Annotated in this window: 17 protein-coding genes; 6 read left to right on the forward strand and 11 right to left on the reverse strand. The window is 72.1% G+C overall.

Annotated features, from left to right (window positions below):
• Nucleotides 1-55: 55 nt before the first annotated feature.
• The 4 genes from AB0B57_RS13680 to AB0B57_RS13695 form a co-directional block, all read right to left on the reverse strand.
• Nucleotides 56-1,588 carry an FtsX-like permease family protein gene (locus AB0B57_RS13680; protein ID WP_357068757.1) on the reverse strand — a complete coding sequence of 511 codons (1,533 nt, stop codon included), beginning with the start codon at nucleotides 1,586-1,588 and terminating at the stop codon, nucleotides 56-58.
• Nucleotides 1,585-2,286 (reverse strand): ABC transporter ATP-binding protein, encoded by a 702-nt coding sequence (locus AB0B57_RS13685; protein WP_357068759.1) that lies wholly within the window; start codon nucleotides 2,284-2,286, stop codon nucleotides 1,585-1,587. The genes AB0B57_RS13680 and AB0B57_RS13685 overlap by 4 nt, the downstream gene beginning before the upstream one ends.
• Nucleotides 2,283-2,819: a PadR family transcriptional regulator gene (locus tag AB0B57_RS13690; protein WP_357068761.1), complete on the reverse strand. Its 537-nt coding sequence runs from the start codon at nucleotides 2,817-2,819 to the stop codon at nucleotides 2,283-2,285. Before AB0B57_RS13690 ends, AB0B57_RS13685 begins: the two co-directional genes overlap by 4 nt.
• Before the next feature lie 206 nt (nucleotides 2,820-3,025).
• Nucleotides 3,026-3,604 carry a TIGR03086 family metal-binding protein gene (locus AB0B57_RS13695; RefSeq protein ID WP_357068763.1) on the reverse strand — a complete coding sequence of 193 codons (579 nt, stop codon included), beginning with the start codon at nucleotides 3,602-3,604 and terminating at the stop codon, nucleotides 3,026-3,028.
• Nucleotides 3,605-3,635: 31 nt separating this feature from the next.
• Here AB0B57_RS13695 and AB0B57_RS13700 point away from each other — a divergent pair, with 31 nt between their 5' ends.
• Complete coding sequence (locus AB0B57_RS13700; protein ID WP_357068765.1) at nucleotides 3,636-4,433, forward strand: AraC family transcriptional regulator; 798 nt, start codon at nucleotides 3,636-3,638, stop codon at nucleotides 4,431-4,433.
• Nucleotides 4,434-4,446: 13 nt separating this feature from the next.
• On the opposite strand, the gene AB0B57_RS13705 is transcribed toward AB0B57_RS13700, so the two are convergent.
• From AB0B57_RS13705 to AB0B57_RS13730, 6 genes are read right to left on the reverse strand one after another with little or no spacing between them, the layout of a single operon-like run.
• Nucleotides 4,447-5,985, reverse strand: coding sequence for a SpoIIE family protein phosphatase (locus tag AB0B57_RS13705; protein ID WP_357068767.1), 1,539 nt, complete (start codon nucleotides 5,983-5,985; stop codon nucleotides 4,447-4,449).
• Between the two features lie 4 nt (nucleotides 5,986-5,989).
• Nucleotides 5,990-7,348, reverse strand: a complete 1,359-nt coding sequence (locus AB0B57_RS13710) for an ATP-binding protein (RefSeq protein ID WP_357068769.1) — start codon at nucleotides 7,346-7,348, stop codon at nucleotides 5,990-5,992.
• On the reverse strand, nucleotides 7,345-8,358 hold the full coding sequence (locus tag AB0B57_RS13715; protein WP_357068962.1) for a SpoIIE family protein phosphatase: 1,014 nt from the start codon (nucleotides 8,356-8,358) through the stop codon (nucleotides 7,345-7,347). The genes AB0B57_RS13710 and AB0B57_RS13715 overlap by 4 nt, the downstream gene beginning before the upstream one ends.
• Nucleotides 8,355-8,774 carry an anti-sigma regulatory factor gene (locus tag AB0B57_RS13720; RefSeq protein WP_357068771.1) on the reverse strand — a complete coding sequence of 140 codons (420 nt, stop codon included), beginning with the start codon at nucleotides 8,772-8,774 and terminating at the stop codon, nucleotides 8,355-8,357. The genes AB0B57_RS13715 and AB0B57_RS13720 overlap by 4 nt, the downstream gene beginning before the upstream one ends.
• Nucleotides 8,771-9,184: an STAS domain-containing protein gene (locus tag AB0B57_RS13725; protein ID WP_357068773.1), complete on the reverse strand. Its 414-nt coding sequence runs from the start codon at nucleotides 9,182-9,184 to the stop codon at nucleotides 8,771-8,773. Before AB0B57_RS13725 ends, AB0B57_RS13720 begins: the two co-directional genes overlap by 4 nt.
• Nucleotides 9,184-10,044 carry an STAS domain-containing protein gene (locus AB0B57_RS13730; RefSeq protein ID WP_357068775.1) on the reverse strand — a complete coding sequence of 287 codons (861 nt, stop codon included), beginning with the start codon at nucleotides 10,042-10,044 and terminating at the stop codon, nucleotides 9,184-9,186. The genes AB0B57_RS13725 and AB0B57_RS13730 overlap by 1 nt, the downstream gene beginning before the upstream one ends.
• A 164-nt stretch (nucleotides 10,045-10,208) precedes the next feature.
• Between AB0B57_RS13730 and AB0B57_RS13735 the strand changes: the two genes are divergently transcribed.
• Complete coding sequence (locus AB0B57_RS13735; protein WP_357068777.1) at nucleotides 10,209-10,562, forward strand: STAS domain-containing protein; 354 nt, start codon at nucleotides 10,209-10,211, stop codon at nucleotides 10,560-10,562.
• A 13-nt stretch (nucleotides 10,563-10,575) separates the two neighbouring features.
• Here AB0B57_RS13735 and AB0B57_RS13740 read toward each other — a convergent pair whose 3' ends face one another.
• Nucleotides 10,576-11,856, reverse strand: coding sequence for an MFS transporter (locus tag AB0B57_RS13740; RefSeq protein WP_357068779.1), 1,281 nt, complete (start codon nucleotides 11,854-11,856; stop codon nucleotides 10,576-10,578).
• Nucleotides 11,857-11,942: 86 nt separating this feature from the next.
• Between AB0B57_RS13740 and AB0B57_RS13745 the strand changes: the two genes are divergently transcribed.
• From AB0B57_RS13745 to AB0B57_RS13760, 4 genes are all read left to right on the forward strand, one after another.
• The gene (locus AB0B57_RS13745; RefSeq protein ID WP_357068782.1) at nucleotides 11,943-12,623 is read left to right on the forward strand and encodes an FCD domain-containing protein; all 681 of its coding nucleotides are present in this window, start codon (nucleotides 11,943-11,945) and stop codon (nucleotides 12,621-12,623) included.
• Between the two features lie 39 nt (nucleotides 12,624-12,662).
• A complete protein-coding gene (mscL, locus tag AB0B57_RS13750) occupies nucleotides 12,663-13,136 on the forward strand; it encodes a large conductance mechanosensitive channel protein MscL (RefSeq protein ID WP_357068963.1) in 474 nt (157 codons plus the stop codon).
• Nucleotides 13,137-13,216: 80 nt separating this feature from the next.
• Complete coding sequence (locus tag AB0B57_RS13755; protein WP_238642919.1) at nucleotides 13,217-13,468, forward strand: hypothetical protein; 252 nt, start codon at nucleotides 13,217-13,219, stop codon at nucleotides 13,466-13,468.
• Nucleotides 13,469-13,650: 182 nt separating this feature from the next.
• Complete coding sequence (locus AB0B57_RS13760; protein ID WP_357068784.1) at nucleotides 13,651-14,022, forward strand: hypothetical protein; 372 nt, start codon at nucleotides 13,651-13,653, stop codon at nucleotides 14,020-14,022.
• Nucleotide 14,023: the final 1 nt, after the last annotated feature.

The raw sequence follows: 14,023 nt of genomic DNA on the forward strand, positions 1-14,023 counted from the left end.
GCGGCAGGCCGCGCTCGACTGGCTTGATCGACTCGGGACCGGCGGACCGCTCGACTCACGTCGTGCGCAGCTCGTCCAGGGCCGTGCTGGCGCGCAGGAACAGCACACCGACACCGACCGTCACCAGCACCGCGGCCAGGGCGCCGGCGCCGAGCCACGCCAACTGCTCCAGGGGTACGGCGGGAACCCGCTCGAGCCCGGGGCTTTCGACGACCTGGGTGTACTGCGCACGGGTGGCCGGATCGGCACAGAGCGCGGCCGTGGCGTTGCAGACCTCCATCGAGGATCCACTCCTCGATGCCTTCGGGAACAGCCCACGACCGAGCAACGTGCCCACGGTGAGCGCGAGCAGGATCGCCGGCACCGCCGGAGCCAACGCCTGCCAGGCCACCGATCGGCTCAGCACCGCGCGGGGCACCCCGGTAGCGACAAGTGCGGCGTACGCGCGTCGGCGGGCGACGATCCCCTCCACCAGCGCGACGATCAGCCCGCCGGCCGCGATCAGGACGGCCACCGCGACGGCGGCGTCCACCAGATCCATTGTGGAGAGGTAGAACGAGTCGGAGGTCACTTCGGCCCCGGCGAGCCGACTCTGCTCGCGGTCGAGCTGGCCCTGGGTGGCGAAGTAGGCGCGCAACGCGGCCGCACCGGCACCGAAGATCAAGGCGGAGAGCAGCGCCGCGAAGGTGCGACTGCCCGCCCACGGGTCGGCCATCAACCGGCCCGCGGCGAGCAGGGCCGCGGGACGGCGGGCGTACCGGCGCAGCAACCGCCCACAGTGGTACGAGATCCAGCCGGTGCCGATCACCACGCCGATCATCGCCGTGAACCCACCCGCCGCGAACATCAGCGGCACCAGCCAGGCCACCAACTCTTCGTCGTCGTCGAACCGGTATGCCACCGGGCGGGCAGCCGCGAACAGGACCACGCCAAGCCCGATGAGGAACCCGACCCAGGGGCGCGGGCCGCGCTCGCGGGGGGCCTTGCGGTTCACCCCGAGCGGGCTGGTGGTGACCGTCCGCAGCATCAGTACGGTGGCCAGCGCCGCGACGACCGGCAGACCGAGCACAACCCCGGCCAGTACGCCGGTCGACGGCAGCACATCGGTGGGCAGGGCCAGTCGACCTCGCGCGTCCGGCCGGTGCAGCAGGTCGCGGCCGAGCAGGTAGACACCCAACCCGACGAGCGTGCCGAGCAGGGCGGCCATGCCGGTCTCCAGCACCACCAGCCGGGTGACCTGGCCGGGGGTGGCACCGGCCAGCCGGAGCGCGGCCAACCGGCGGTCCCGTGCCGGCGCACCGAGCCGGGCGCACTGCCCGGCCAGCGCCAGCACCGGGATCATCAGCATCAGCAGCGCGAACGCCGTCCCGCCCCGCAACCCGGGCTCCACGAGCAGAGCGTTGTGGTACTGCTCCGACCACCTGTTCGGGTTCTCATTCGTCGCGGCGGGCGTGGGGATGGCCAGCACGGTGAGCGCCGCGAACCCGGCCAGGGTCGCCAGTAGGGCGCTGAGCGCGGTGAGCACCACCCGCGCGGTGTCGGTGCGGGTGCCGGCGAGCGCGAGGCGGACCAGCGTCGCCGGTCTCACCGGGCTCCGCCGGCCAGCGGCACGTCGAGCCCCAGGCCGGTGTGGTCCACCAGGCCGTCGCGCAGCACGATCTCCCGATCGGCGTACGCGGCGATCCGCGGCTCGTGGGTGACCAGCACGACGGCGGTGCGCTGCTCACGGGCAAGCCGGACCAGATGGGTGAGCACCTGCTCGCCGGTGAGCGTGTCCAGTGCGCCGGTCGGCTCGTCGGCGAAGAGCACCCGAGGCTCGGTCACCAACGCCCGCGCGGTGGCGCAGCGTTGCTGCTGGCCACCGGACATCTCACCCGGCCGCACGTCGGCCACCTCCTCCACGCCGAACCGTGCCAGCCAGGTGAGCGCCGCCGTCCGTGCCTCTCGCCGCCCCGTGCCGGCGAGGAGCAGTGGCAGGGCGACGTTCTCCGCGGCGGTCAACTCGGCGACCAGTTGGCCGAACTGGAACAGCACCCCGAACTCGGTGCGCCGCAGTCGGGACCGGGCCTTCTCCGACCAGGTGTCGATGCGGTGCCCGCGCCAGGTGACCTCGCCGACGTCCGGTCGGAGGATCCCGGCCAGGCAGTGCAGCAGAGTCGACTTGCCGCAGCCGCTCGGCCCGGTGACGGCGACGATCTCGCCCTCGGCCACGTCGAGCGTCACGCCACGCAGTGCGGGTGTCGGGCCGTACGCCCGAACCACGCCGCGAGCCTGGAGTTGCGTCACGGATGCACCTCCCGGTGCCAGTCGGCGACCCGGCCCAGGGTGGTGTGCAGCCACCGCAGATCCGCGTCGAGGTGGGCGATCGCGAAGTCGGCCGCGACCACGTCGCTGAGAGTGGCGGCCGGATCTCCCTTGACCACGGTCAGCTCACGCAGCCGCGCGGTGTGCGCGGCACGCTGAGAGATCAGGTAGGACCGGGCCCGGTCGACGTCGGCGGCCAGCAGCGCCACCACGACCTTGACGAACAGTGTGCTGGTCACGTACGGCATGGGTGGCTCCACCGTGGACAACCACTGGTCCAGCGTGGCCCGCCCCTGCTCGGTCAGCTCGTACGTCGTGCGATCCGGACCGGAGGCGCGGTCCTGCCCGGCGGCGGCCACCAGGCCGTCGCGTTGCAGGCGGCCAAGAGTGGCGTAGACCTGCCCGAAGGCCAGCGGCCGAGCCCGGGGCAGCCGCTCGTCGTGTGCACGCTTGAGCTCATAGCCGTGCCGGCTGCCACCGGCCAACAGCCCGAGCAGAACATGCGGCGTAGACACCCGACCAACTATTCACCGAGCGAATACCCAAGTCAACAACCACCCACCCACCCACCCCACCCCCACCCCCTCCCCACCCCCTCTCACCTCGTTCATCATGGAGTTATAGCGGCGACACGCCGCCGAGACGCGCAATAACTCCATGATCAACGGGGGCAAGGGGGGCGGGGGTGGGGTGGGCAAGGGGGGTGGGGGGTGGGGTGGGGTTATGGGGTGGGGGGCCAGGTGGGGGTGCGGCCGGTTTGGGTTAGGAGGTGGGCTAGGTCGGGCGGCGAGGTTGGGGTTGGGGTTGGCACTGGGTCGGCGAAGACGCCCATCTTGCGGGCCGTCGGGCCCAACTGCTCGACCAGCCCGTGCAGCTCGGCCACCGCCTCCGGGGCCGGTTGGTACGGCTGGCCGGTGGCGACGGCGAGGTCCCAGCCGTGCACGGTCAGGTCCAGCAGAGCCATGCCACCGATGACGGCCTGCGGCATCCCCATGCCCGGCGAGACACCCTCCAGGGTGGACGGATCCGACCAGGCGGCGATCAACCTGTCGGTCTCCGTCTTGAACCGGTCCCGCCAGCCGTCGGTGAGGTGGTCGGGCTTCTCGGCCCACTCCACCTGCCGCTTCTCGGCCAGATCCTGGAAGTTGACCACCACCTCGAACAGGTGGTTGAGCAGATCGCGCACCACGTAGTCCCGGCACGGCGTGGCCAGGTCGAGTTGGTCGTCGGTGATGCCACGCACCACGTCGACGGTTCGCGGCGCGGCGGCCGCCAGCAGGTCGCTAGTCTGAGTGGTCATGGGGCCAGCGTATGAGGGTGGTCTTGAACAAATGCGACACCGACCGCGTGGCGACAGCCGGGGCATCCTCGACCCCGGGCGCATGCTGCGCGAGGTGCGCTTCCGTCGGCACCTGCCGGTGGAGTCGCTACGCCCGTGGGTGGAGCACTACTGGCTGATCGACTGGGCGTTGAGCACACCGTTCGAGCAGCGTGTCCTGCCACACCCGGCGGTGAACGTGGTGTTTCGGCGAGACGGTGACGGGCCCGAGTCCGGCGAGGTGGCCGGGGTGGGCCGCGACCTGTTCCGGATCACGCTCGCCGGCACCGGCCGGGTGTGCGGGGTGCAGTTCCGCCCCGGCGGGTTCCACTCGTTCTGGCGACGACCGGTCACCGAGCTGACCGGCCGCCGGGTGCCGCTGCCCGCTGGCCGGCTGGCCGTACCCCACGAGGTGGTGTGTGGGGCCACCGACGACGAGCGCTGCCGCGCGTTGGACGCCCTGCTCACCGCCTGGGATCCGGAGCCGGATCCGATGGCCGAGGAGGCCGTCCGGCTGGCCGATGCGATCCGCACCGACCGGACGGTGCTGCGGGTCGACGACTTCGCCGCGCGGCACGACGTTCCGGTTCGCCGGTTGCAGCGACTTTTCATCGAGTACGTGGGGGTCGGGCCGAAGTGGGTGATCCGCCGCTACCGGCTCCAGGAGGCCGTCGAACAGGCCGCCGGCGGCCCGCTGTGTTGGGCGGATCTCGCCGCCGACCTGGGCTACAGCGATCAGGCTCACCTGGTCCGCGACTTCACCGCCGTGGCCGGGGTGTCCCCCGCCGCGTACGCCCGCTCGGTGCACTGAGGCCGGCGCCGGCTCAGCGGCGGCGCAGGACGACCACGGCGACGTCGTCCTGGATCTCCGGTGGGGCCAGCTCCACCAGCAGCCGGGCGCAGAACCGGTCCAGGTCGTCGTCGACAGTGGCGCAGACCGCGGCGAGCGCGGCCAGCCCCTCGTCGATTGTCGCGTCCCGCCGTTCGATCAGCCCGTCGGTGTAGAACACCAGCGTGGCCCCGGCCGGCAGCACGAACTCCAGGTCGGCCGGACGAGGCGCGCGGACGCCGAGCAGCGGCGCGGAGTGCTGCACGAACTCGACAGTGCCACCCAGGTTGAGCACCGGCGGAAGGTGCCCGGCACTGGCCAGCCGGACCCGCCCGGTCGGCGGGTGCAGCAGCAGTACGCAGAGGGTGGCGATCTCGTTGGGCAGCAGTGTCCGCATCAGCTCGTTGACCCGGTGCAGGATCTCGCCGGGCTGGTGCCCCTCGACCGCGTACGCCCGCACCGCGTGCCGCAGCTCGGCCATCACTGTCGCCGCGTGCAGCGAGTGGCCGGCCACGTCGCCGATGGCCAGCAGCAGGTGCCCGTCGAGCATCACCAGCTCGTAGAAATCGCCGCCCACCTCGGTCTGCGCGCTGGCCGGCTCGTAGCGCACGGCGAGGTCCAGGCCGGCGACGGTGGGCAGCCCGCGCGGGAGCAGGCTGCGTTGGAGGGTGACGGCGATCCGGTGCTCCTCGTCGAACGAGCGTTGCCCCTCCACGGCCGCCGCCACCGCCTGGGCCAGTTGCTTGAGCACCGGGGTCCGAGCGGTCTGGGTGGCGGTCGGGACCACCACGTACAGCGGGGCCCGGTCCTCGCGCAGCCGGGCGGCGGAGACGGTCACCGTGTCGTCCGCCGGCCAGTCGACAAGCGCCCAGCTGTCCGGGCTCTGCACCCGGACGGTGGCGCCGGTCGGCACTCCGGTGTCGTCGACGACCCAGGGCACCACGGCGGCCGTCGCGCCGGGACCGGCGCAGATCCCCGCGAGGCAGTCACCGTCGAAGGTTTCGGCGATCACCGCCGCGGGGCTCTTGAAGATCTGCGCGGCGCCCTCGGCGGCGGCCTCCAGCAGGCGTGCGAAGGTCGGCGCGGCGTGCACCGCGACTGTCGTGTCGGCCAGCCCGAGCAGGCGTTCGGCGAGCAGTTCGGCGCGCTGCCGGGCCTGGTAGTAGCGCAGCACCGCCCGCGTGGTGGCGATCAGCTCTTCCGGCTCGATCGGCTCGGTCAGGTACGCGTCCGCGCCCCGGGTCAGCCCCTGGGCCCGGTCGGCCACGTCGACGGCGTGCGCCGACACGTGGATCACCGGCATCGCCGGGTGCCGGGCCTTGATCTGTTCGCAGACCTCGTACCCGCTCAGGTCGGGCAGCCGCACGTCGAGGACGACAAGGTCGATCCGGTCCACCTCGACCCGGGCCAACGCGTCGGCGCCGTTCTCGGCTTCGAGCACCGTGAACCCGGCCCGGGTCAGCCAGCTGACCAGCAGGTAGCGCTTGGTACGACTGTCGTCGACGACCAGGATGGTTGCCGGCATGCCGTCCATGCTGTCACGCCCCGCCGATGGGCAGGGAGACGGTGAACGTGCTGCCCCGGCCCGGCACGCTGGCCAGCTCCAGTGTCCCGCCGAGCAGTGTCACCAACCGCCGGGCGTACGGCAGGCCGAGGCCGGTGCCGCCGACCCGGGTGGCGCCCGGCACCTGGTAGAACTCCTCGAAGATCCGGTCGTGCAGCTCGGTGGCGATGCCGGGGCCGGTGTCACTGACCTCGAAGTTCCACCGGTCGTCGTGCTGGCGGGCCCGCAGTCGCACCTCGCCGCGCTCGGTGAACTTCAACCCGTTGTGCAGCAGGTTGCGCAGCACCTGGCCGAGCAGCACCTCGTCGGTGCGCAGCGTGGCCGGCGCGGTCGGCTCCTCCACCACCAGCTCCACCCCTGGGCGGGTGGCCAGGGCGCGCAGTGTGCCGCGCAGTTGGCCGAAGACCGGCCGCAGGTCGACGTCGGCCCAGTCCGGCTCGATCCGGCCGGACTCCGCCTTGGCGAGGTCCAGCAGCTCGTTGACCAGGTTCAGCAGGTCCGCCGCCGACGAGCGGATCAGATCGACCTGGCGGCCCTGCTCCTCGGTGAGCGGGTCGGAGGCGGAGTCGGTGAGCAGCCGCCCCAACCCGATGATCGCGGTGACCGGCGCGCGCAGCTCGTGGCTGACGTTGGCCAGGAAGCGGCTCTTCGACTCGCTCGCCGCGCGCAGTTGCGCCGACTTCTCGTCCAACTCGGCGTAGAGGGCGACGACACCCCGGTTGGTTTCCTCCAACTCCTCGGTGAGCTGGTTGTAGAGCGCCAGCACCCCCCGGTTGGTCTCGGCCAACTCCTCGTTCAGCACGGCCAGCTCGTCGCGCTGACTGCGCACCTCGTCGAGCGCGGCGATGAGTTGCCCGTTCTGCACTGTCAACTCGTCCAGCGCGCTGGCCGGCGCGATACGGCCGAGTTCCGTACGGAACTCGGCGAGCCGCTCCGGGGTCGGCGTCGGCGCGTTGGCCGGAACTCGTCGGGACATCCGTACGACCGTAACCCCCTCGACGGTCGACACGCTCAGTGTGTCGACCAGTCGGGACACCGCGCCGGACTGCGGTTGGTAACCGCCGTCCGGGAGCGCGGCCACCGGGGCCAGGTCGGCGCGCAGGTGGAACCGGCCGTCTGCGCCCTCGTCGACGTGGAAGGAGACGTCCGCGCCGCCGGTCGTGTGCAGCAGGTCCCGGGCCACCTCGCTGAGCGCGGTGGCGATCCGTACCTGGTCCTGGCGTTCGAGGCCGACGACGGCGGCCACCTCACGGCCCCGTTGGCGGATCACGAAGATGTCCTGCTCGACCCGCAGCGCCATCTGCAGCAGCGGCAGCGCTGGCTCGGCGGTCATGCCCAGGACCTCGCGACCAGTACGCAGGCGTCATCACGTCGCACACCCGCGTCGCGCAGCAGGGTCGCGGCCATCACCAGCGGAGACCGCTCCGCCAGGCCCGGGTAGTCGGTCAACCGCCAGCGGTCGACCACACCGTCACTGTGCATCACCAGTCGGGCGCCCGGAGCGAGCGGGTAGTCGTACTCCCGGATCGTCGGCCGTTGGTGACCGGCGATGCCGGGCAGCGACACCAGCCCTCGGCGCTGACCGTCACCCTCGACGACCACGCCGGAGATGTTACCCAGGCCGGCGTAGCGCAGCATGCCGGCCGCCGGTGCCAGCTCGGCGACCGCGAGCGCGGCGCCCCGGGTGTGCGACATGCTCCGGTGCAGGTGACCGACGACCGCGGCCGGTGGCCCGGCGGGGGCGTTCCGGAACGCGGCGAGCGCCGCGTCGGTGGCGGCGGCGGCCAGCGGGCCGTGCCCCAGCCCGTCGCTGACCAGCACCTGGTGCCGCCCGTCGGCGACCCGGACGGCGTACCCGTCACCGCTGACCGTCTCGCCGGTCAGCGGTCGGGTGAGGGCACCCACCCAGGACGGCGGCGCCGGCTCCGCCGGCCAGACCTGCACGGCGAGGACGGTGCCCCGGCCGGGCAGCGAGTAGCCGTCGAACCAACTGGCCTGCCGGACGATGGCGCCCAGACCGATGCCGAGCGTGCCGGTGGTGGAGTGCCCGTCCTGCGACGAGACGGTGAGGTCGGCCATGCCGGGCCCGGAGTCGATGGCGATCAGCTCCACACCGGCCTCCCCGGCGCGGCGTACCGGTCGCAGCAGCAGGACACCGTCGTCGGCGTGCTTGACCAGGTTGCTGGTCAGCTCGGCGGCGACGATGGCCAGGTCGGCGATGCGTACCGCACTCAACTCCACCTGCGCGCCGAGGCGCTCGGCGGCGCGCCGCACGGCGCTCGCCGCGCTGCTGGCCTCCACCCGGAACCAGATGCCACTGTCGGTGACCGCGTCGGCGTTCACCGGGACCACTTGGTGACCGTGATCCGCGTGCCGGTCTCCGCGGATGTCTCGATCTCGAATTCGTCGACGAGTCGGCGGGACCCGCTGAGCCCCAGGCCGAGCCCGCCGCCTGTGGTGTAGCCGTCGGTCAGGGCCAGGCCCAGGTCCGGGATGCCCGGCCCGGAGTCGGCGAAGACGATCCGCACGCCCTTGCGCCGGCCGTTGTCCACGGTCGTCACCTCGACCGAGCCACCGCCGCCGTACACCAGGGTGTTGCGGGCCAACTCGCTCGCCGCGGTGACCACCTTGGTCTGGTCGACCAGGGACAGCTTGACGGTGACGGCCACGGACCGGACCAACTGCCGGACCCGCACCACGTCCTCGTCGCTGCGGACCGCCTGCGCCTGCGGGGGGCCCAGGTCGATGTCCGCGGTCACGTCGTGGCCGTCTCGGCGTCCGGCTCGTCGTCGAGCTGATAATCGAGCAGTTCGTCGGCGTGGGCCGCCGCGATCAGTTCCATGCCGCGCTCGACGTTCAGCGCGGTACGGATGCCGTTCAGCGACAGCCCCAGTTCGACAAGGGTGATGGCGACGGCGGGGCGCATCCCGACCACCACCGTCTCCGCGTCGAGCACCTTGGAGATCGACGCGATGGTGGAGAGCATCCGCCCGACGAAGGAGTCGACGATGTCCAGCGCGGTGATGTCGATGATGACGCCGTGGCAGCCGGTGTCCACGATCCGCTCGGCGAGATCCTCCTGAAGCTGGACCGCCGTCTGGTCGGACATGTCCAACTGGATGGAGACGAGCAGGATGTCGCCGATCTTGAGGATCGGCACCCGTTCCATCAGACGCCCCGGCGCGGCTGGCGGCGGGCGGTCTCCACCCCGGTGAGCCGCAGCACGTGGCGCAGCGCGTCGGCGAGGCTCGCCTTGGTGGCGATGTCGCCGAACTCGATGCCGAGCGCGACGATCGTCTGCGCGATCTGCGGGCGGATGCCGGAGATGATGCAGTCGGCGCCCATCAGCCGGGCGGCCACCACGGTCTTCAGGATGTGCTGGGCGACCTGGGTGTCCACCGCCGGGACGCCGGTGATGTCGATGATCGCGTACGGGGAGCCGGTGTCGACGAGCGTCTGCAGCAGCCGCTCCATCACGACCTGGGCCCGCGCCGAGTCCAGGGTGCCGACCAGCGGGACGGCCACCACACCCTCCCAGAGCTTGACCACCGGCGTGGAGAGTTCGAGCAACTGCTCGGCCTGGTCGGCGATCAGGCTCTCCCGGGTGCGGACGAAGCTCTCGAAGGTGAACAGGCCCATCTCGTCGACGAGCTTCGAGAAGGCGACGTAGTCGTGCAGTGCGTTGACGCCGCCGGCCTCCTGCACCAGCTCGGCCAGCACGTCCTTGAGCGCGAAGATGCTCACCGTGGTCTCGGTGGCGGAGAAGCCCTGCCGGGCCCGACCACGGGACAACTCGGTGAGCGCGGCGCGCAACTCGGCGGCGTTGTCGGTGGACAGGTCGATCTCGCCCTGCTCACCGGCGGTGACGACGACGCGATGCAGGTCCTGGACCTGCCGGCGCAGCTCGGCCTGGCTCAACCGGCCCCGCAACGAACTGGTGACGATCTCGGTCCACCGAGACGTGACCCGTTCGGCCTGCCCGCTGAGCAGCGCGGCGAGCCGACCACTCTCTTCGGTGCTCAACGCCATTTGGAACCCCCTTGACCTGGACCGGGCGGACTCTATCACCGGGGCCTGACCAACTACTTGCCCCGTAGCAACGGAATGACGACGGCCACCGGATCCCGGCTCCCCGTTCTGCGTACGCCCCCGGTCGTGGGATACCGTTCCCCCGATAACAGGAGGTCTGGCAAATGTCCTTGACGGTGCACACGGAACAGCGCGGCGACGTGGTCGTCGTGTCGGTCGCGGGCGAGCTGGACATGGCCACCGCACCGCAGCTTCAGGACCAGATCACCGACCTGCTCGACAAGGGCCGCAGCCGGCTGGTGTTCGACCTGGCGGACGTCTCGTTCTGCGACTCGACGGGTCTCTCGGTCTTCGTCCGCGCCAAGAACAGCTGCGACGAGGCCGGCGGCGTGGTGCGACTGGCCGCCCCGCAGCGGGGTGTGTTGCGCATCCTCGAGGTGAGCGGGCTGGTCGAGGTGCTGCACACCTACCCGACGGTGGACGAGGCAGTCGCCGGCGAACCGACGTCGGCCTCCTGACCGCTGCCGTTCGTCACTCGTCCTCGACGTAGCGGGGGCGGGAGATCGCCATCCCCGCCACCGTCTGCACGGCGAGCGCGCCCAGCAGGAACCCGATCGGCACGGTCCAGCCGCCGGTGACCTCGTAGAGGATGCCGACCAGCAGCGGGCCGAGAGCCGCGATCACGTACCCGGTGCTCTGCGCGAACGCGGAGAGCGCGACGGTCCCCTCGGCCGTGCGGGCCCGCAGGCCGATCGCGGTCAGGATCATCGGGAACGCGCCCTGACCGATCGCCAGCAGGATGATCCAGAGCAGCGCGGCCCCGTGCGGGGCGAGCGCCAGCCCCAGGTAGGCAAGCGTCGACGCGGTGGTCATCCCGAGCACCAGCGGACGCAGGCTGGTCATCCGGCCGGCCACGGTCGGCATCACCAGGGCGATCGGCACGCCGAGCGCGGTCACTCCGGCGAGCAGCAGTCCGGCCGACTCCGGCTGGTAGCCGGCATCCCGGAACAACTGGGCCAGCCAGCCCATGATCGCGTACCCACTCAGTGACTGCGCCCCGAAGTAGACGGCCATCGCCCAGCCGAGCCGGGTCCGCGCCGGCCGGACCCGCACCGGCGCGGTGCCGGCCGCCGTCGGGGTCGAGCGCCGCGCGCCCGCCCGGGTCCGCAGCGCCAGCGGCACCCACGGGAGTACGGCCACCGCGGCCATCGCTGCCCAGACGCCCAGCCCCGCCCGCCAGGAGCCGAAGGCGTGCGCGATCGGCACCGCGGAGGCCGCGGCCACCGTCGTGCCCAGGGTCAGTGCCATCGTGTACGCCCCGGTGACCAGCCCGGTCCGGTGCGGGAAGTGCTGTTTGACAAGCATCGGCAACAGGATGTTGGCGACCGCGATCCCGGCCAGCGCCAGGGCGCTGGTGAGCACGAAGATCCAGGCCGAGTCGGTGGCGGCCCGGAGCACCTGGCCGACGGCGAGGGCGAGCATGGCGACCACCAGCACCCGGGCGGGTGCCACCCGACGGACCAGCCACGGGGTGAGCGCGCCGAGGCCGGCGAACGCGATGGTCGGCAGGGTGGTGACCAGACCGGCCATCGTGCCGGAGAGCCCCAGCCCGTCGCGGACCTCGTCCAGCAGCGCGCCGAGGCTGGTCACCACGGCGCGCAGGTTGAGCGCGACAAGCAGCATCCCGACCAGCACGAGCGCGCCACCGGTCGCCGGGTGCGTCCGTCGGCCCGTACCCGGGTCGCTCGTCGAGGGTGGGTCGACGAGGACGGGAGCGGGCGGCGCCGGAGCGGCGGTGGGTGGCGGGGTCATGACCACTAACCTACAATCATGGGATGAATTATGGGCCGGTGTTGTAACCAGTGCCACCATCTGGCGATTCCCCCTCCGCACCGCAGGTGCCGCCCCGCGGCCAGCCCGCCGTGCCGCCCCGCGGCCACCGGGTCCGGCAGACCATCGAGCAGCTCCGCGCCCGCATCCTCGGCGGCGAGTGGCCCGTCGGCGGGCGCATCCCCACCGAGCCGCAACTGGTCGCCGCGCTGGGCGTGGGGCGCAACACGGTCCGCGAGGCCGTCCGCGCCCTGGTGCACGCCGGGGTGCTGGAGTGCCGGCAGGGCTCCGGCACCTACGTGGTGTCCACCGACGAGCTGGCGCCGGTGGTCGCCCGTCGACTCGGCGACGACCGGATGACCGAGGTCGTCGAGGTGCGGCGCGCCTTCGAGGTGGAGGCCGCCCGGCTCGCCGCGCTGCGGCGTACACCGGAGGACCTGGCCGCGCTCGACGGCCTGCTCGCCGAACGCGAGGCCGCCTGGCACGGCGGCCGGGTCGACGCGTTCGTCGAGGCCGACGCGGCGCTGCACGTCGCGGTGGTCGCCGCCGCGCACAACGCCATGCTCGCCGAGCTGTACGCCTCGGTCGGCACCGCCCTGCGCAGCACTGTCGCCCAGGCGATGGGGGGCGCGCTCACGCCCGAGCGCTACGTCGACCACACCCGACTGGTCGAGGCGATCCGGGCCAGCGATCCGGGCCGGGCGGCGAGCGAAGCCGGCGCTTTTCTGGAGCCCACCGGCGGGGCATAGGTTGTGCCCGACAGAAAAGCGGACACCTCGGGAGTACGGATGCTCAAGGGCTTCAAAGACTTCATCATGCGCGGCAACGTCGTCGACCTGGCGGTCGGTGTCGTCATCGGCGCCGCGTTCACGGGCGTGGTCACCCAGCTCACCAAGTCGTTCCTCGAACCACTGATCCGGGTCATCGTGCTGCTCATCACCGGCAGCGACAAGGGCCTGGCCGGCACGGCGCCAAAGTTCCGCGGCATCGCGTTCGACTGGATCGCCTTCGTCAACGCGGTGATCACCTTCCTGCTCACCGCGGCGGCGCTCTACTTCCTGGTCGTCTACCCGATGAACCGGCTGGCCGAGCGGCGCAAGCGCGGCGAGGAGCCGCCGCCCTCCGCGCCGAGCGAGGAGGTCAAGCTGCTCACCGAGATCCGGGACGCCCTGGTCTCCGCCGGCCACACCACGCCCGGCCAGCAGCGCGGGGCGCTGGACGACGTGCTGGGCCGCCGTCCCGAGCCGCCGACGCAGCGCTGACCGAACGGATGCACATCGGCCCCTGCGGGATTCCCGCAGGGGCCGCACTTTCTCGTACGTGTGTTCGATAGAGTCCCGCCATGGAGCAGCGGAAGCACTGGTGGAACGGGAAGTGGGGGCGACTGGCCCGGCGGGACGTCTTCCTGCGGGTGGACGCCGACCGGTGGCACGTCGAGCAGCGCGCCGGCGGCGCCGAGGGCATCTCCCGGTTCTACGAGTACGGCAGTGCGGACGAGGCCGAGGACACCGTCCGGGCGCTCCTGGACGGCCCGGACACCTGGCGGGAGCTGTCCCCCCGCCCGCCGGGCAGCTGGACCCTCCCGAACGGCTGAGCGGTCGCCGCCGCCCACCGTCACTCCAGACCTGGGGGCGGTGGTGCACTCCATCGGTGCTGACTCAGCGGCATAAATATGCCTCAGAGTCATCATCCTCTCGGGCTCCGTCGCCCCCTGGCCCGCCGCCGCAGGGCTGCCGGCGGCGTTTAGCGGCGCACCGCCCCGGGAACCGCTCTGGGATGGACCAGCAGGGCGAGCAGCAGACGACCATCTCACGGATCACCACCGGGATGCCGGTGATCGACTCGACCGGCACCGAGGTCGGCACGGTGGACCTCGTCCAGCGGGCCGATCCGAACGCGGTGACCGTCCAGGCACCGACCGCCGACCCGGGCAGCAGCCTGGACGAGTTGATCGAGGCGACCGCGGTCGAGGAGCCGGACGTTCCGGCCGACCTGGCGGCGCGGCTGCTGCACAGCGGTTACCTGAAGGTCTCGACCGAGCTGACCCGCACCGGCGCGGTCTACGTGCCGGCCGACCGGATCGGGTCGGTGGCCGACGGCCGGGTCCTCCTCGCCGTGGGCGTGGCCGACCTGCCACCCGAGGAGTAGC

It is taken from the genome of Micromonospora sp. NPDC049101, from assembly GCF_040648675.1.
Lineage (GTDB): Bacteria > Actinomycetota > Actinomycetes > Mycobacteriales > Micromonosporaceae > Micromonospora.